This window comes from Teredinibacter franksiae (assembly GCF_014218805.1).
Classification (GTDB): domain Bacteria; phylum Pseudomonadota; class Gammaproteobacteria; order Pseudomonadales; family Cellvibrionaceae; genus Teredinibacter; species Teredinibacter franksiae.
Genome location: NZ_JACJUV010000008.1, coordinates 116048 through 135055 on the forward strand (window position 1 = coordinate 116048; position 19008 = coordinate 135055).

Below are 19008 nucleotides of genomic sequence, written 5' to 3' on the forward strand. Positions count from 1 at the left end.
CCCACTTAACACTCACTGTTATTACTAGGCGCCGCGATGTAAAAGCATACTGCGAATATGACCAATTGCACGTGTGGGGTTCAAACCTTTCGGACAAACATCCACGCAATTTTGAATACCGTGACAGCGGAATACACTGAACGGATCATCAAGTTTAGCCAAGCGCTCATTGGTAGCGGTGTCGCGGCTATCAGCCAGAAAACGATACGCTTGTAACAAGCCCGCAGGGCCAATAAATTTGTCAGGATTCCACCAAAACGATGGGCAGCTGGTTGAGCAGCACGCGCATAAAATACACTCGTAAAGACCGTCCAGTTTTTCACGCTCTTCCAAAGACTGCAAACGCTCGATAGCCGGTGGTGGGTTATCGTTCTGGAGGAATGGATCAACCTTAAGGAACTGTGTGTAAAACTGGCTCATATCGATAATGAGGTCCCGAATAACCGGAAGCCCTGGCAGCGGGCGAAGAACCAATTTATTCTTCTTTACGCAGTCACTCAGGGGCGTAACACAGGCCAAACCGTTTTTACCCGCAATGTTCAGCCCATCGGAGCCGCACACGCCTTCACGACATGAACGCCGGAAAGTGAGCGTAGGATCTTCGGCTTTTAACATTTCCAATACATCCAGCACCATCAGGTCTTTACCTTGAGTGTCTACCTCATAGGCCTGCATGTAAGGCTCTTTATCCGTTTCCGGGTTGTAGCGATAAACTTCAACTTTCAACATAGTTACCTACACCCCTTATTAATAAGTACGAACTTTTGGTTCGAATGCTTCCATGGTTTTTGGCGCAAAATTAACATCGCGCTTGCCCACACGCTTATCGCTTGGGAAGTACATAGAATGGCATAACCAGTTTTCATCATCACGTACTTGGAAATCTTCGCGGGCATGGGCGCCGCGAGATTCTTTGCGTTCCTCTGCTGCAATAGCCGTTGCTTCTGCAACTTCGAACAGGTTTTGAACTTCCAGCGCTTCTATTCGAGCCGTATTAAAGGCATTACTTTTATCGACGAGCGTTAGGTTTTCAATACGACCGCGCAGATCGGCTAATTTCTTAATGCCTTCCTGCATGAACTCACCATTACGGAATACACCAAAGTGATTCTGCATAATATTTTGCAGCTCGGTACGCAAAACAGAAGCGTTCTCGCCTTCGGTGCTGGTATTTAATTTATTCAGCCGAGACATTGAAGCTTCGAGATCAGATTCGGAAGGGTCACGTAACTCAATGCCTTCGCGTAAAGATTTCTCAATATACAAACCTGACGCACGACCAAATACAACTAAATCGAGCAGTGAATTTCCGCCTAAACGGTTTGCGCCGTGAACAGAAACACAGGCTACCTCACCACACGCATAAAAACCTTCAACAACTTCGTCTTCACCCTTGGCATTGGGTACGAGGACCTGGCCGTTAACGTTGGTAGGAATTCCGCCCATCATGTAATGGCACGTGGGCACAACCGGAATAGGCTCTTTTATAGGGTCGGCATGGGCAAAAGTACGGGACAATTCAAGGATACCCGGCAGTCGCTGATTTAGCGTGTCTGCACCCAAATGGTCGAGTTTCAGGAATACGTGATCGCCATTTTCGCCGCAACCGCGCCCTTCGAGTATTTCCATAACCATTGAGCGAGCAACAACATCGCGTCCGGCAAGGTCTTTGGCATTGGGCGCATAGCGCTCCATAAAACGCTCACCATCTTTGTTTACCAAATAACCGCCTTCACCGCGGCAACCTTCGGTTACAAGTACACCAGCGCCGTGGATACCGGTTGGGTGAAACTGCCACATTTCGATATCTTGTACGGGAAAGCCCGCACGTAATGACATACCAATACCATCGCCGGTATTAATGTGAGCATTTGTGGTTGATGCAAAGATACGACCAGCACCACCCGTAGCCAATACCGTGGCCTTGGATTTAATGTGGACAACTTCGCCATCTTCCATGTTAATAGCAATTACGCCACAAACAGCGCCGTCTTGGTTTTTAACCAGGTCTACAGCAAACCATTCGTTTAAGAAAACAGTCTCATTTTTAACATTGCCCTGGTAGAGCGCGTGCAACAGTGCGTGACCGGTACGGTCTGCCGCAGCACAGGTTCTTGCAGCCTGCCCACCGCGGCCAAAGTCTTTAGACTGGCCACCAAACGGACGCTGGTATATACGGCCGTTTTCAGTACGAGAAAAGGGTAACCCCATATGCTCCAGTTCGAATACCGCTTCGGGGCCGACTGAACACATATATTCAATGGCATCTTGGTCGCCAATGTAATCTGACCCTTTTACGGTGTCATACATGTGCCAGCGCCAATCGTCTTCTGGGTCAGAGCTTCCAATTGCGCAAGTAATACCGCCCTGCGCCGATACTGTGTGGGAGCGTGTGGGAAATACCTTGGTGACAACCGCGGTTTTAAAACCAGACTGTGCCATTTGAAGAGCCGCGCGCATACCGGCACCGCCGCCACCAACAACAATACCGTCGAATGAAATTGTTCTGATATTCGCCATTAACTAAACCCCCACAGGATTTCAACACCCCAAACCAGAAATGAAATACTGATGAGTGCATAAATAAGAAGGGCAAGCATACGCAACTTAAGTGCGGCATTACCAATCATACGCGTTGTTATGTAGTCGGTTAATACGCCCCACAGGCCAATCCAGCCGTGGGCAATCGTACAAACCAAAACTAAGAGGCTGAAAATACGCATCCACAGCTGGTCAAACAAACCGCTCCATTCCCCGTACGTCAACCCCGGATGCAGGACAATAAAACCCACTACAACCACGGTATACACAGCCAGCACAACAGCGCTAAAGCGTTGTACTAACCAATCGTAGAGGCCACTGCGCCCCCAGCTTGTAACGGCCGTTACCATACCCAAACTCCCGCACCAATGATGAATACAATTGAGAGAAACAACGTAATTTTCGCGCCCAGCTTGCCCCCTTCGAGACTTTCACCGTAGCCCATATCCATGATCAAGTGCCTAACACCCGCCACAAAATGATAGGCCAGCGCTGCAAGCACACCCCATAGAATGATTTTCGCCCAAAGGGCGGAGAGTATCTCACCAAGCGCGTTAAAACTTTCCTCGGAGGAAAGACTCATATCGAGCATTAACAGCAGCAGGATGACACCCGCCAACATAACAACGCCAGAAACGCGATGGAGTATCGAAACGATCGCCGTTATAGGAAACTTAATTGTGGAGAGATCCAAATTAACAGGTCTGTTATTTTTCACGGTTTTGTCGCACCTTAACTTTACCGGGTTTGTATACAACTAAAATTCAGTAGCCAGAATTCAGTACTGCCCTTGCCCGCTCGCTCACCCGCAAGTGTTGGGCCCGGCCGACCTACTTGAGCATTATTTGCTCAAAAAAACTGGGCGAAGCCACACCAACATCCCTACGAGCTGATGAAAACCGGATCGAGTTTACTGAATATGTTAGGGAAGGCGAAATTAGTGATAAATGCGCCATAACCTTGTGCGCGAATGCGCTGTCGGAAACGCGCCGAATTATAGTGAGCCAATAGTGAAATTACAAATGTTTATAAGCACTTAGGCCTGACCAACCAAGCCTGTTATGGCATTTAACGCACCATTTTGGGGTGCCCCCCCAAAAAAATCACCACAATCGACCATAACGTCTAAAATTCAACCATTCCAGCTTTAGTAAAGCAGGTTTTTTTGATTCTGCTCAGCGCAAGACTACACCTTCTGAGAGAAAATTCTCTATAATCTGGCCTCTTCACGGTGACATCACCCTGAGAGCTTGTGGTATTAGCCCGTTTTTTGGCCAATACCCAAAGGGAACCAGGTTGCAGTCACCGTACATGAGCAAAACCATTGGCGTAATAAAATACTACCAAGGAGGGATGCTCTGAAGTACCTCAGTTGCAATATACTGATCTCTCGATACCTCACCTTCCCACTATAGATACAAGGAATGGCGGGTATCAGCATTAAATAACAAGCGAAGGGGTATAAAGCACCCCATCGCATCTCGAGTGATTGCCCAAAAAGTAGTCGCGCAACTTATAGTTCTTGTGCATTTTCCCTTAGTTTTTTGGTTGCACATTTTTTGTTACACAGGAGTCCGAAATGACTGATAAGAAAGCAAACCTTACGGTCGAAGGCCTGGATGGTTCAATTGATCTGCCCGTTTACTCAGGCACGATTGGCCCCGATGTCATCGATGTCAGAGCTTTAACCGGCAAAGGATACTTCACTTATGATCCCGGCTTTGTTTCTACCGCGTCCTGCGAATCTAAAATTACCTATATTGACGGTGACGCCGGGGTTCTTCTTCACCGCGGGTACCCCATTGAAGTTCTTGCCAATCAGTCTGACTATTTAGAAACTTGCTACCTTTTGCTTCACGGTGAGCTGCCCTCACAAAGCGAATACAGTGAGTTTGTCAAAATCATCACCAATCACACCATGGTCCACGAGTCGATTTCCCGCTTTTTCCGCGGTTTCCACTACGACTCACACCCAATGGCGATGATGTGCGGCATTGTAGGCGCCCTGTCGGCCTTCTACCATGACTCGCTCGACATCAACAACGCGCGCCATCGTATTATTTCTGCCCACCGCCTTATTGCAAAAGTACCGACCCTCGCAGCCATGTGCTACAAGCACTCTCAAGGTCAGCCCTTCATGTACCCAGACAACAACCTGGGCTATGCAGAAAACTTCCTGCACATGATGTTCGGTACACCGTGCAACGACCCAGACGTTAACCCCGTTATCGCCCGCGCCATGGACCGTATATTCCTGCTGCATGCCGACCACGAGCAAAACGCCTCTACGTCCACTGTACGCCTCGCAGGCTCATCAGGCGCTAACCCCTTCGCATGTATCGCAGCGGGCATTGCAACGCTGTGGGGGCCTGCTCACGGCGGCGCCAACGAAGCCGTGCTGAATATGCTCGAAGAAATTGGCGACGAAAAGAATATCGATAAATTTGTAGCTCGCGCAAAAGACAAAGATGACCCCTTCCGCTTGATGGGCTTTGGTCACCGCGTATACAAAAACTTCGACCCACGCGCACGGGTAATGAAAGAAACCTGTGATGAAGTGCTTGAGGAGCTGGGCCTAGAAAACGATCCGCTGCTTAAAATCGCTAAGCGTCTAGAAAAAATCGCTCTGGAAGACGAGTACTTCATCGAGAAGAAACTCTACCCCAATGTTGATTTCTACTCAGGCATTATCATGAAGGCTATTGGTATTCCTACCGACATGTTCACGGTAATATTCGCTACCGGGCGCACCGTTGGCTGGATTGCCCACTGGCACGAAATGATTACCGACGGCTACAAAATTGGACGCCCTCGTCAGCTGTATACCGGTGCACCTACTCGCGACTTCCCAGCGCGAGATTCACGCACCGATGCCAACCCCTCTAATTTCTAATTTTTAGAAATACCGCCAGAAAGGCCGCCTGCTTCGCACGCGGCCTTTTTTATTACCCTTTTTCCACTTTTATTGCACTCTTTCCTTTGGGTTAAGCCTTGAATTTCGATTTCGAGGCACAATTTTTCGGAACTCATAATAACAAAGCATACTCATAGCCCTGCTCAGTCATACTGGGATCAGTTAACAAACGATTACAACAAGATTGGAGTCATTGATGATTCGTGCAAATCGTATTAGCCGGCGATATGGTGATTTCACCGCCGTCGACGGTGTTTCCTTCACTATTGAAGCTGGAGAAATCGTGGGCCTGCTTGGCCACAACGGCGCAGGCAAAACCACCATCATGAAAATGCTAACGGGCTATATAGAGCCCAGCGCGGGCGACATCTCAATTGACGAGCTTACGCTTGCAGACAACGCCAACGCTATTCAGCAGTGGATCGGGTACCTGCCCGAGAACCTGCCGGTTTATCCTGAAATGACGGTTATGGACTACCTCTTTTATTGCGCACAAATGCGCAACATTGCCGAAGCAAAACAGGAAGAGCATGTACTAGATGCCATATCCAAAACAGAGCTAACCAGCAAAGCGTTACAGCCAATCGCCACGCTTTCCCGTGGTTTCAAGCAGCGTGTTGGTGTTGCCCAGGCGTTAATCCATAACCCCAAAATATTAATTCTAGATGAACCAACCAACGGCCTAGATCCCAGGCAAACACACCAGATGCGCGACCTGATTCGCGGCCTAGCCAAACAAGCTACCGTCATTATCTCCACCCATATAATGCAAGAAGTCGACGCCCTGTGTGACCGGGTGCTTATTCTGGACAATGGCGCACTTGCCGTGGACCAAACCATGGAGGTGTTACGCAGAAGCGATACGATTGCGTTAACCACCACAGCAACCGAAGCCAATGTGAACGCGCATTTAGCCGAGTTTTACCTTAAAAACAACTCAGCGGAAACGCCGCCAGCGGTAATGGTTAGCACCACGGACAACCAAAACCTGTATCACCTACCTGTTACCGAACAAGTTAACATTCAGGCGCTCTGTTCGTGGATGAGTAATCAACTAGTACACGACAAAGACGAAATATTTGCCATACACCCACTGTTACGTGATTTGGAAACTGTTTTTAGAAATATCCAAGAACTAAAAAATAACAATGCGCACAACCCCGAAAGCCCGGAGACTGCAGATGTTGCCTGATAACAAAATATTCTCTACCGCTGCCATGCATGTAGCGGCCAAAGAGTTAAAGCTATTTTTCTCTTCGCCTATTGCTTACCTGTTCTTAGGCGTATTTGTTGCGTTTACTTTATTTATTGTTTTCTGGGGGAAAGCTTTCTTTGCGCGGAACATAGCCGATGTTCGCCCCATGTTCGAATCAATGCCTGTACTGCTCATATTTCTTAGCGCAGCACTTACTATGCGCATGTGGAGCGAGGAACGCCGCAGCGGTACCCTTGAGCATGTATTAACCCTTCCTGTTTCCAGCTGGCAGTTTGTACAGGGCAAATTTGCCGCCTGTAAAATATTGTTGGTTATTGCCCTAATATTAACACTGCCACTACCTATAACGGTTTCACTCATAGCCGACCTTGACTGGGGGCCGGTTATTTCCGGTTATTTAGCGGCAGCACTTCTAGGTTCAGCTTACCTGGCCATCGGCCTGTATATTTCCAGCAGAAGCGACAATCAAATTGTTAGCCTTATACTAACCACAGTGGTTTGTGGCATGTTCTACCTACTGGGTACAGGCGTATTTATTAAATTAGTCAGTAACGAAACAGCAGAAGTATTGCGCTCACTCGGCTCTGGCTCACGCTTTGAATCGATTACCCGCGGCGTATTGGATGTTCGCGACTTTTATTACTACATCAGCATTGCCGCTGTATTTTTAGTACTGAACCGTTACGGACTTGAAAAAGATCGCTGGGCAACCGACGGCGACAAAGCCCACCACAATCGCTGGCGCCTAAGCTCCGCGCTGGTACTAGCAAATGTTATCGCATTCAATTTTGTGTTGGCGCCATTTTCTGCCTTACGTATCGATACCACCGAAGGAAAAATATATTCCATTGGCAAGGCCAGCCAGGGCTATTTAAAGCAACTGCAGGAGCCGTTACTTATTCGCGGCTATTTCAGTGCAAAAACCCACCCCTACCTTGCACCGCTTGTACCAGAAATTCAGGATTTATTAAAAGAATATGCAGAAGAAGGCGCAGGCAATATACGCGTTGAAATTGTAGACCCAGCCACGGACAGCGATGCCGAAGCAGAAGCCGGCAGCAAGTACGGCATAAAACCCGTGCCCTTTCGCGTCGATGACCGCTACCAATCTGCCGTGGTTAACTCCTACTTTAATATTCTTATTCAATACGGAGACGAATATAAAGTAATGGGCTTTGAAAACCTCATTGAAGTTAATGCACGCGGTGAAAATGATCTGGACGTAAAGCTGCGCAATCCAGAATACGACATCACCAACACGATTAAGCAAGTACTTTATGCCTATCAATCTGGCGGCAATCTGTTTGATAGCATCAGCGGCAATGTTAGCCTTACCGCCTATATTTCCACCGAAGATCGCTTGCCAGAAACATTGCGCGAATTTAATGGCGCCCTAAAAAATGTACTGACCAAGGCAACTGAAGATTCACGCGGAAAATTCTCTTTTGCTTTTGTCGACCCCGACGCTAACGGCGGAGCAGTCGCCGAGGAAATTGCTGACACCTACGGCTTTCAACCAATGGCATCGAGCATTTTTGACATTACAACCTTTTACTACTACTTAGTGCTCAGTAACGACGAGATCGCTGTGCAAATTGCACTACCAGAAGATTGGACCGAAGACGCCCTTAACCGCGCATTGGACACAGGCCTTAAGCGCTTTGCCACTGGCTTTACCAAAACTATCGGTATCGTTGCGCCGGAATCAAACCCCTATGCAGCACAAATGGGCCAGCCGGTACCCGCCAGCTTTGAAGCACTGCAACAATTACTCAACGAGAATATGACCTCTAAACCGGCCAAAATTAACGCAGGGAAAGTAGCCGAAGATTTGGATTTGCTCATGGTTTTGGCGCCGGAAAATCTCGACGAAAAAGCCGTTTTTGCCATTGATCAATTTCTAATGCGCGGCGGAACCGTGGTAATGGCAACGTCGCCCTACAAGGCGCAAATACAACAACAGGGTTTAGTGGCCAACGCCCACACCTCCAACCTCGAAGGCTGGCTTGAGCACCACGGGGTAACCATTCAAGACTCCCTGGTAATGGACACACAAAATTCAGCGTTCCCGATTCCTGTTGCACGCCAAGTTGGTGCGTTCTCGGTACAGGAAATCAGCATGCTAGATTACCCCTACTTCCTCGAAATAAGAGAACAGGGATTAAATGCAGACAACCCGATCACCTCTACCCTGCAACAACTGACAATCCCCTGGGCATCTCCCATTACGGTGAATGACGAAAAAAACACATCGCGCACGGTTGTGAAACTTGCTGAAAGCTCACCTTCCAGTTGGCTCAGTAAAGCACTAGATATCAACCCCCAAATGACAGAAAGCGGCGAGCCTAGCTTTACGGTTGGGGAATTTGTTGGCGCACAACCGTTGGCTATCGCCATAAGTGGGCGTTTTAATTCTTATTACACGGGAAAAGACTCACCACAACTGCAGAACAAAACCGACACGCCCGAAAACAAACAAGATGACGCTAATACCGACGTTGCCACGGAAGAAAGCCCAGAGGTTATTAGCGGCATTATTGAGCACTCACCTGAATCTGCGCGCTTAATTGTGGTCAGCTCAAACAGCTTTGCAGAAGATAGCGTACTGCGCATTCAAAGCTCTATGGCGGGCAACAATTACGTCAACCCGCAGCAGTTTGTTATAAACGCCGCGGAGTGGAGCCTAGAGGACGAAGGCCTGCTCAGTATCCGTTCACGCAGCCACTTTAACCGCACACTACCGCCACTAACCGACAAAGAGCGGCAGTTTTGGGAGGCCGTAAATTACAGCCTTGCTGTGGCCGGTCTATTACTGATTTACCTGTATGTGCATTGGAGAAGGCGAGCTAATGAATCACGGTATAGACAAATGCTGACCAACCTTGTGACAAAAACACACCGCGAAGAAGAAGGAGCTGCAGCATGAATAAAGCCGTAAAGATTCTCAGCATACTTTTGGCCGCACAGTTAATTTTTGTTCTGGGCACACACCTGTCTAGCCAAAAGGCCGATGGCCTTCCTTCCGCTGCACTTATGGACCCAGACACATTAATGAGCGAAGAAATAATCATTAACGGAGAAGGTAGCGAAACCAAACTGATCAAAACGGAGGATGGCTGGCAGCTGCCCGATTACGGCAACCTGCCCGCTAGCTCATCCAAAGTAGCGCAGCTATTAGACACACTGAAAAGCACCAGCGTAAACTGGCCGTTAGCCAGTTCTGAAGCCGCCGCAGAGCGGTTCGAAGTTGCAGATTCAAACGCACAAAAAAGTTTGACGTTTACCCGCAATGGAAAAGCCCAAGCAACGCTCTATTTGGGCACCAGCCCCAGCTATCGCAAAGTACATGCTCGGCTTTCTGACAACAACGACATATTCTCCATCGAACTGGCTCAGCACGATGTGCCTGCAAAGGCCGAAAGCTGGTTGGAGAAAAATCTGTTGTCGGTAGACGGCGACGTAGAAGCCGTAGCCACCGAAGCTTTCAGCCTTTCAAGGGTAGACGGTAACTGGATGATGGAAGGACTGCCGGAAGGCAAAGCGTTCGACAGCCAAAAGGCGGAAGACTGGACCAAGCTGTTCAATAGGATTTTGGTTAATCGACTGGTGGAAGGCAAGGATCAAATGCAATCCGTTGTTATCCACAACCCGGTATTCACCGCCACCGTTACCACTGCAAATGGAGAAACAAACTATGCTTTCTACCAAAAAGAAGACAAGTGGTATGTTAAAACCTTCGGCGACACACCGCTGTTCGAAATTGCCAAGTACCAGGCGCAGCCGGTTATTGATGTCACGCCAAACAGCTTTACTGTGACGGAGGTAGAACCTCCAGCCGAGGAAGCCGCCAACCTCCCTCTATAACCAAACCGCACAGAAACCCCTCTAAAAACGCTCAACTTCCTATAAGTTGGGCGTTTTTTTATGAAAATTCGGCATAAATGCGGCTAACACTGTCTATATTCTGTCGCTCCTGCTATTATCCGCGCCCATTTTCGCGCCACGGGCCACAAGCTCAACACGGCTCGACTACACTAATCTTTATTCTCCCACCCACAAGGTAAACCATGGCCGAGCCCAGCAAAGGCACCATCGAAAGCTTTAAAGACCTCGATCTGCCCGATTACATTCTTAGTGCCCTTAGCCATGTTGGCTACGAACGCCCTTCCCCCATCCAAGCAGCCACCATACCGGTGCTATTGGCGGGTAAAGACCTTGTGGGCATGGCGCAAACGGGTACGGGTAAAACAGCGGCTTTCGCGCTGCCCATACTCGCAAACATTGATATCAAAAACACAAAACCTCAAGCGCTGGTTTTGTGTCCAACGCGTGAACTTGCCCTGCAAGTTGCCGAGGCCTTTCAGGCCTATGCGTCACAAATGCCCAATTTCCACGTACTGCCTATATACGGCGGTCACGATATGCGCGCCCAATTGAAGGGGCTAAGACGTGGAGTTCATGTCATTGTCGGCACACCTGGTCGCTTGCTAGACCACTTAGACCGTCGCAGCCTCGACCTCAGCAGCCTTAAAACGCTAGTGCTCGACGAAGCCGACGAGATGCTGCGTATGGGATTCAACGAAGATGTTGAGGCCATACTAGACAAAACCCCCGGCACCCAACAAATTGCCCTGTTTTCCGCCACCATGCCAGCGCCTATACGCCGGGTAGCGAATAAATATCTCAAACAGCCGGAAGAAGTGCGCATTGAAACGGCTGTAACCACCAATGAAAACATTGAGCAGCATTATTGGCTGGTTTCCGGTACCAACAAATTAGATGCGCTAACCCGAATTCTTGAATACGAAGAGTTCGATGGCATGCTTATTTTTGTGCGTACTAAAACAGCCACCGTAGATTTATCCGAAAAGTTAAACGCTCGCGGTTTTTCTGCCTCGCCCCTAAACGGCGACATGAATCAAACACTTCGCCAGCGCACAGTAGAGCAACTAAAGAACGGCAAGCTCGATATGGTTATCGCTACCGATGTTGCCGCTCGCGGGCTGGACGTAGAACGCATAAGTCATGTGCTGAATTTCGATATCCCCTACGATGACGAAGCCTATGTGCATCGTATTGGCCGCACCGGCCGAGCAGGACGAAAAGGGAAAGCCATTCTATTTGTTGCTCCCCGTGAGCGCCGCATGTTGCGCTCCATTGAAAAAACAACGCGACAAAGAATCACGCAAATGGAATTACCCTCGCGCGCAGATTTAATCGATAAGCGCGCAGCTAATTTTAAAGCGTCAATTAAAGACGCCATGGAAAACGAAAACAAAGACTTCTTCCAACGCATTGTGGGCGAGATCTGCCACGAACAGGAAGCTAGCCCGGAAGATGTTGCTGCAGCATTGGCGTACCTGCTACAGAAAGACTTACCCATTCTACCCAGCAAAGATCAACCCAAAGCACACGACGACAAACCACGAAAAGACCGCAATAAAAGCCGTGAAGATAGCCGTGGCGATACCCGCGATGATACCCGTAAAGAGAATCGTAGCGAAAAACGAAGCGAGCGAGACAAACCCCGCAAACAACCGAACGACTACATAGACGATAAGGGTATTCCAAACCTAGGGAATGCACAGTCCCTAAAAGAATACCCGGAAATCGTAATGGAACGCTTCCGTATCGGTGTAGGCCATAACGATCAGGTTGCACCCGGTGAAATTGTCGGCGCGATCGCCAACGAAGCCGATATCGACGGCTGCTATATTGGCCAAATTAAGATATACGACGATTTTACCACTGTCGATCTGCCTGCTGGGATGCCAAACGAACTCTTTTCTCAACTGAAGAGAACACGTGTACGCCAGAAGCCGATAAACATTGAACGAATCTCAGCCGACAACGAGAAGAACGCAAAGGCTAAGCAAAGTTCGCACAAGAAAGCTAAACCCGGAACCGCTGATACGGCAAAGAAAAAAGAAGGAAAAAGTATGCAAGCCCGTAAGCCGCGTAAAAAACCGGATGGCAAAACCCAGTAGTCGTGCCACCCAATAGTTTAGGTAGCGCAGGCCTATAGCCTGCCGCTGCGCTTTAATTTTAAGTATTCATTGACCAGATCGATATGCAGATGATACGGAAGGGAATCCGTTATTATCGTACCCTTCCCCTGCAATTGAGCTAAAACCCGACGCCGACGCCGAATGTGATCCGTAGTACCACAAAACGTAAGCGCATCGTTAAAACTGGAAACGGGCTTTTCTAATAGCTGATCCAAATACACATCACGTAAACTGGCAACCATCACGATATGTTTTTTACGCAACAGCTCAACCGCTGTCGCTAGATCTTCAACATCCTCTTCCCTGACATTGGTGATCAATATCACTAACGAGCGCTTTGTACTGCGCTGTAAAAATTGTTCAGCGGCCTGCAGGTAATCGCTGGTATCGGTACTACTGTGCAGGTCGTAAAGTTGATTAAGGATCGTGTTAATCCGCGCGGGCCCTTTAATCGGTGACAACCAGCGCTGATCACCGGCAAAACTCATTATTCCTACCGCATCACCCTGTCGCAATGCAACGTAACTCGTTAGCAATAAAGCGTTAAGTGCGTGATCAAAATGGCTGATGTGATCATCCTTACTGCGCAAACGACGGCCGCAATCGAGCATAAACACAACGTCTTGATCGCGCTCATCCTGGTACTCGCGCGAGATCGGCTTACGCTGCCGAGAAGTGGCTTTCCAATCTATTTGACGGAGTGAATCCCCTTCGCGAAACTCCCGTAACTGATGGAAATCACTACCCTCACCTCGGCGCTGCTGCAGATGTATACCCAGCTGCGCGACCTGGTGCTCCAGGCCAATACTGGCTGAATTGGCAATAGGCGCAAAATTCGGATACACCTTAACGGTCTCTTCATCGCCCAGTTTTTCTAGCCTTTGCCATAAGCCCCAACGGGTATTGACGCGCATACACGTTTGCCCAAAAGTTGCTGGTCCGCGGGTTATAGGCAGTACCGGGTAAGTGACCTTCTTCTTGCTCTCCGGTGCAATGGTTACGGTAACCGGTAACTCCTGCGCTTCAATACACCGTGGGTAAAGGTCCGTTACATCAACCGTAACGGGAAATGCGTAACCATTGCGTAATTCCAACGTAACGGGGGCGTGTACGCCCAATGCAAGGCTATGAGGTAACTCACGAACAACCGAAAGCTTCCAAAAGCGGCGATGACGAAACAAATCGAACACAGCAACCAATACCAAAATTGTCGAGACCAGAGCCCATGCGGTTTCTATATCGCTGAACTGTGAAGAGCCAACCAACATATCGGCCTCTGCAGCGCTCTGTACGGTCATCACACGCACAGCAAACACTACAATGGCCATCACCAGCCATAGCAAAAGTAACCTGAGTAATGTCCGCGATGGCCTCATAAGCGTGGAGCGTCCACCCCGTCTAGAATTTTCGTTAGAACCTGATCAACACTAAAACCATCAATTTCCATTTCCGCAGAGAGCGCAACGCGATGGCGTAACACCGGCAATGCCATTTGCTTCACATCGTCGGGCAGAACGAAGTTGGCGCCACGCAGTAACGCATGAGCCCGCGCACAACGAATCAACCCGATACAAGCGCGAGTACCCGCACCGCGCATCAAAGAGGTGGTTTCGCGCGTAGCACGCACAAGCCGAACCGCATACTCCACGACCTGATCATCGACAACCGTATTGGCAACCACTTTCTGCAAGCTAAAGACCTGAGCTGGGGTAAGCATGGGCTGAGCATCTTTAAAGGCGTCTTGGTCATCGACAAAGCCGGTGGTAACAAACTGGGCCAATTTAACCTCGTCAGCGTGCGAGGGGTAATCAATAATTACTTTTATCAAAAACCGATCAAGCTGTGCCTCCGGTAGTGGGTAGGTCCCCTCCTGCTCAATAGGGTTTTGCGTTGCCATTACCATAAAAGGGGTTGGCAATTCTTTAGCGTTCCCTTCCAGCGTTACTTGTCGCTCCTGCATCACTTCCAGTAAAGCCGCCTGGGTTTTGGCCGGTGCGCGGTTTATTTCGTCTGCCAGCAAAATATTGGTGAATACTGGCCCCTTACGCAGCCTGAATTTACTTTCGTTCATATCGTAGAGAACGTGCCCGGTAATATCGGCGGGCATTAAGTCTGGGGTAAACTGAATGCGCTTAAATTCACCGTCAAAACAGTTAGCCAAAAGCCGTACGAGCAACGTTTTACCCAGCCCCGGTACGCCTTCCACCAACACGTGCCCATTAGACAACAGTGCAATCACAATTTGATCTACAACGCCTTTCTGCCCTACCAATTCAGAATTAATACGCTCACGTAATTTTGCAACAACGGTTTGCGCTTCAATAAACGCTGAAGAATGTTGTGGCTGAGTGGGCTGTGGAGCAGATGTTTCCTGAATATCGGTTTCGTTATTCTCTGTCATAAGCTGTCTCTAATTCGCTGTAAGGTTCTCACCGTTTTCTGAAAATTATCTTCGTTTAATTTATCGCTACTGGTCATTGCGGCCTTTACAGTATCTTCTGTGTGGCCGCTAAGCTCGCTCAACATTTTCAGCCTTTTACTATCAGCCGCAACATCGTAACCACTCACCCGCTTCTCCGCCTGCTGGCGTATGTCCTCACGAACGGGTAATAACAGTTCTGTTTGCCAGTTTCCTCGCCACATGTAGCCAGCACTTGCGGCTATATGCTCCGCTGACGATCGACGTATGCGAATAATTTTTTCTCGCACGGGGCCAAATCGGCGCATACTGAACCAGATCCACATCACCATAAACGTTGAAAAAGCAATGAGCACTTCCGGCATAAATACACGCAACATAAACCCTAGCGAGGGCATGTCCGTGCCATACAAAATCGCCATGCTTGAGGGGCTTGCTAAAATTTGCCAAAGAAACGCATGGTCAAATTTACCAATATTGTCTGACCGAAAAATATTAGTGTCAGACACCACCGTCAGCAGCCCAGCACCGGTTTCGATTTGTAGAAAATGAACACCATAATCACTACCACGCCAGTAAATAGGCTCGTAGTTATCGGCATCATAGGGCTCATCCGAAAACGCCGGATGATCGATGGCAAGAGAGGCATCAAACTCAACCCATACCTGGCCGCTATCTTCTCCAAAAGTTAAAGGCGTAAGTCTTTCTCGATCCACCTCAGACTCGTAGATATCCATTTTCTGTCGGGGCGTTTTTTCTTCTATTTCTTCACGTGCCGCCACGCCCTGCTTTTTCAGCTCCTCATTAAATTTATTTAATCCATCGATAAACTTTTCACTACGTTCCCGCTTTTTCTCTTCCGTTGTTTTTTCTTCGCCTTCAGCTTCAACTTCGCTATCATCGTTAAGCGACTCAAAAAACTCCTCACTCAAAAACTGAGGTTCATAATCGGTTTCATAGGCAGACAGCTCGTAGTATTCGAGTAACCGATCATTTTCAGAGCCTTCTGCCTCTTGAACGCCAACAATAAGATGGCCTCCAGCCTCTACCCAGCTTACGAGTTCGGTTAGCCTTGAGTCCGAAAGGATTTGCCCGGTACCTGCCAAAAGTAACGTGTCGTAATGAGCTAAATCGCCCAATTTCAAATAGCTATCGGCGCTACTAACTTCCGTGCCCAGAGACTCACTGTACATTTGTGCGGCCAAAAACGGATTACGCTTTGCCGCTTTGGTCCAACCTAAATCTTTCTCTTCCTCGTATTGCTCGAAAAAGGTAAAAAACAAATACCCGAGAAGCAGCGTTAACACAGCGGCAAGTAAAATATTCGCACGATTACTCATCAGGGAATACCTCGTGCCACTGGCTACACAATTGCTGAATATCGATACCTGCAGGCGATATATGCCCATAAGCCAGCTGCTGCCAACAATGGGTGAGCGTGGATACATACACAGATAAAGGCGTATTCCCACGTAACGTCACAATTGCCACACACTCGCCTTCGGTATTGCTGTCGGCAAATCGAAATTCATACTGGTGAATTAGACCAACCAATAACGCGCGGTAGAATAAACTAACAGCTTCGCGTTTATCCCCCTGCTCCCATAATTGCCAAACAGCCGTCGGCACATTGTCTGGAATGCTTTCTTTGGTAACATCCAGACCAAACATAACGTCCGGTGGCTGATGGTCATCTATCGCCGACTCAGAGGAAGACACAAAGTCACCAATGGGCTTCCTGAATTTGTAGGCAACAAAAATAATAACCAGTACTAGCAACGCCCACAAAATATACTCAATGTAGGCCAAAGGGGCCGCTAAAAACTTCACTATTGAGGACAGAGAATCGGAGTGCTCGACTAACCACTTAACCATGGCAATAAACCAAGGGGGTATTTCTTCTGGGTCAGATTCTTCAAAATCCTTGAATCGCCAACCGCTAACCGTCTCGATTTTATGGAACTCAGCCTCGGCGAGTACGTCGAAAATTTTGTCCTTAGACGCTTCACCTTCAGCCGACAGCGGGATTTCTCGCTCAAAAACGGGGCTGACTTCTACAAAGGGTAAGTTGATATCACCGGCGACAATTTCAGTGTCATCCCGCACTGGCTCTCCAGCTTGTGCATGGGCTACAGTAGGGCTACCGATAGCAAGCGCTAAACTAAGCACCACGCCACAGAGTAATACACTCAAAGTCGTACCGGGTTTGAAATCCATTTTTTTCTGGTACACAGAGGCAATATGCCTAAAACGAATTTCAACATCCCAAGCTTCCAGCTCTATGCGGCGGCTAATGTACAGGGCAAAACCGGCCGTTGCATAAAAGGGCCCAACAAGGCACATTGCCACTAGACTGGTAAAATTAGTAATCCACACCACCATTTCATCCTGCTCCACCAACAGGTCAAAATAGTCAATATCAACTTGTTCTGGCACCATAATAGCGAGAAATGCAACAAAGCCAATGGTCAGAAAAGACTCCAAATGATATCCCACAATTGTCAACCACGTTGCGGTACCCGTGTGATGCCGATGAAGTAAAGCCTGCCGGGAAGAACGCTGATCTCCCTTCAAATGCTCCAACACAGTTAAAGGCATATCAAACGATCGCGTTGGGCTAAATCGTCGAATGGTGAGCCAGAGGAAAATATCGGTTTTATAAAGTCGCCATAAATTCCTAAACACCTCTCGAGCGCCGACATTTTCACCAAATAGCTTTCGACTAACAATGTAAAGCGGCCCCCTATCCCAAAGCGGTTTTAACCACCAAACAATTAGATAAGGCAACCAAGCCTGTTTTGGAAACAAAAGCACCAGCAGTGTAAATACAGTTGCAGCGGGAACCGCCCAACTAAGGAAAATAGACACCCACCACTGACGTGCCACAACCACACCAAGATCAACGGCTTCCCAAGGAGAGCGCAGACGCGCCTCGACACTAATACGATCGAGATTCATAGCGTCTGCCCGAAAAAATAAAATAGCTAATAACAACAACCCAGAGTGTTAAGCCAACACCGTATTTGAGTAAATTCGGTAACGACGTCGTTGATGACCAAAAAGCTTCAATAAAAGCGGCGATTATCAACATAATAATGGAGCCGTATATAATCACCACGGAATCACGACCAGCATCTCTTAGTGCATGAATCATGCGCTGATTACCGGGGTTAATCATGGCATAACCGAGCTTTAAACCCGCCGCTCCGCTAAATACAATGGCGGTCAATTCAAATGAACCATGCCCCGCTACAAATGGGAAAAAAGTAGAACCGTAGCCCAATTGCGTGAGGTGCCCCGCAACAGCGCCAATGGTTAAACCGTTGAAAAAAATAAAAAATATAGAGCCTATACCAAACAAAATACCGCCCGCGAAACAACGAAAACTCACGCCAATATTGTTCTGAATATAGAAACCAAACATGAACATATCGGTTGAAGAATCGCGCTCTCGCCCGAGCTTCCGGTTGGCGGGGTCGTACATATCCTCCATCATGCCCGCTTCTGGCTGGGACATAAGGCTATAGATGAATTCTTCGTTAAAATAACACGCCAACGCCATACCTAGGAAAGGGATCAAAAACAGCGCCATTGCCGCGTATACAAATGCCCTGTTGCGCCGAATGGCACTAGGAAAACCAAATACCAAAAAATCGAGCCACTGAAAATGGAACCGATTATTGTGTTGGTAAAAGAGATGATGCGCTTTAATAACGCGATCATTCAGCCTATCGACTAGCTGCGGGCTGTAGCGGCGATGCTTAGCAATGGCCATTTGATGGCAAAGCTGACGAAACAGCTTAGGAAAGCGATTATCTGGCGTACCAGAATCGCTTTCTAAAATTTCTTCGAGAGCTTGCCAATCATCTTTATGTTTTGCTTCAAAACTCTGTTGTTTCATTTACAAGCG

At 48.3% G+C, this 19008-nt stretch carries 14 protein-coding genes; 5 read left to right on the forward strand and 9 right to left on the reverse strand.

The features are described from left to right. Positions 1-24: 24 nt before the first annotated feature. Genes H5336_RS20310 through sdhC form a run of 4 tightly spaced genes read right to left on the reverse strand, consistent with a single transcriptional unit; the run spans position 25 to position 3259 of the window. Positions 25-729, reverse strand: coding sequence for a succinate dehydrogenase iron-sulfur subunit (locus H5336_RS20310; protein WP_185236286.1), 705 nt, complete (start codon positions 727-729; stop codon positions 25-27). 18 nt (positions 730-747) lie between these two features. Then, positions 748-2520, reverse strand: a complete 1773-nt coding sequence (gene sdhA / locus H5336_RS20315; RefSeq protein ID WP_185236287.1) for a succinate dehydrogenase flavoprotein subunit — start codon at positions 2518-2520, stop codon at positions 748-750. Next, on the reverse strand, positions 2520-2891 hold the full coding sequence (gene sdhD / locus H5336_RS20320; RefSeq protein WP_185236288.1) for a succinate dehydrogenase, hydrophobic membrane anchor protein: 372 nt from the start codon (positions 2889-2891) through the stop codon (positions 2520-2522). The genes sdhA and sdhD overlap by 1 nt, the downstream gene beginning before the upstream one ends. After that, a complete protein-coding gene (gene sdhC / locus H5336_RS20325; protein ID WP_185236289.1) occupies positions 2885-3259 on the reverse strand; it encodes a succinate dehydrogenase, cytochrome b556 subunit in 375 nt (124 codons plus the stop codon). The genes sdhD and sdhC overlap by 7 nt, the downstream gene beginning before the upstream one ends. A gap of 861 nt (positions 3260-4120) precedes the next feature. On the opposite strand from sdhC, the gene gltA reads away from it, so the two are divergent. The 5 genes from gltA to H5336_RS20350 all read left to right on the forward strand — a co-directional run bounded on the left by gltA (position 4121) and on the right by H5336_RS20350 (position 12658). After that, complete coding sequence (gltA, locus tag H5336_RS20330) at positions 4121-5434, forward strand: citrate synthase (protein WP_185236290.1); 1314 nt, start codon at positions 4121-4123, stop codon at positions 5432-5434. 217 nt (positions 5435-5651) lie between these two features. After that, positions 5652-6647: an ABC transporter ATP-binding protein gene (locus H5336_RS20335; protein WP_185236291.1), complete on the forward strand. Its 996-nt coding sequence runs from the start codon at positions 5652-5654 to the stop codon at positions 6645-6647. Further along, entirely contained in the window at positions 6637-9597 is a 2961-nt protein-coding gene (locus H5336_RS20340) for a Gldg family protein (RefSeq protein WP_185236292.1), read from the forward strand. The genes H5336_RS20335 and H5336_RS20340 overlap by 11 nt, the downstream gene beginning before the upstream one ends. Beyond that, positions 9594-10535, forward strand: a complete 942-nt coding sequence (locus H5336_RS20345) for a DUF4340 domain-containing protein (RefSeq protein WP_185236293.1) — start codon at positions 9594-9596, stop codon at positions 10533-10535. Before H5336_RS20340 ends, H5336_RS20345 begins: the two co-directional genes overlap by 4 nt. A 203-nt stretch (positions 10536-10738) precedes the next feature. Beyond that, a complete protein-coding gene (locus tag H5336_RS20350) occupies positions 10739-12658 on the forward strand; it encodes a DEAD/DEAH box helicase (RefSeq protein WP_185236294.1) in 1920 nt (639 codons plus the stop codon). A 32-nt stretch (positions 12659-12690) separates the two neighbouring features. Here H5336_RS20350 and H5336_RS20355 read toward each other — a convergent pair whose 3' ends face one another. The 5 genes from H5336_RS20355 to H5336_RS20375 are packed head-to-tail and all read right to left on the reverse strand — an operon-like array spanning position 12691 to position 18999. Beyond that, positions 12691-14055 (reverse strand): DUF58 domain-containing protein, encoded by a 1365-nt coding sequence (locus H5336_RS20355; RefSeq protein ID WP_185236295.1) that lies wholly within the window; start codon positions 14053-14055, stop codon positions 12691-12693. Next, positions 14052-15080 (reverse strand): AAA family ATPase, encoded by a 1029-nt coding sequence (locus H5336_RS20360; protein ID WP_185236296.1) that lies wholly within the window; start codon positions 15078-15080, stop codon positions 14052-14054. Before H5336_RS20360 ends, H5336_RS20355 begins: the two co-directional genes overlap by 4 nt. Further along, positions 15077-16438, reverse strand: coding sequence for a DUF4350 domain-containing protein (locus H5336_RS20365; protein WP_185236297.1), 1362 nt, complete (start codon positions 16436-16438; stop codon positions 15077-15079). Before H5336_RS20365 ends, H5336_RS20360 begins: the two co-directional genes overlap by 4 nt. After that, the gene (locus H5336_RS20370) at positions 16431-18056 is read right to left on the reverse strand and encodes a DUF4129 domain-containing protein (RefSeq protein ID WP_185236298.1); all 1626 of its coding nucleotides are present in this window, start codon (positions 18054-18056) and stop codon (positions 16431-16433) included. The genes H5336_RS20365 and H5336_RS20370 overlap by 8 nt, the downstream gene beginning before the upstream one ends. Then, on the reverse strand, positions 18037-18999 hold the full coding sequence (locus H5336_RS20375; protein ID WP_185236299.1) for a stage II sporulation protein M: 963 nt from the start codon (positions 18997-18999) through the stop codon (positions 18037-18039). The genes H5336_RS20370 and H5336_RS20375 overlap by 20 nt, the downstream gene beginning before the upstream one ends. Positions 19000-19008 lie beyond the last annotated feature (9 nt).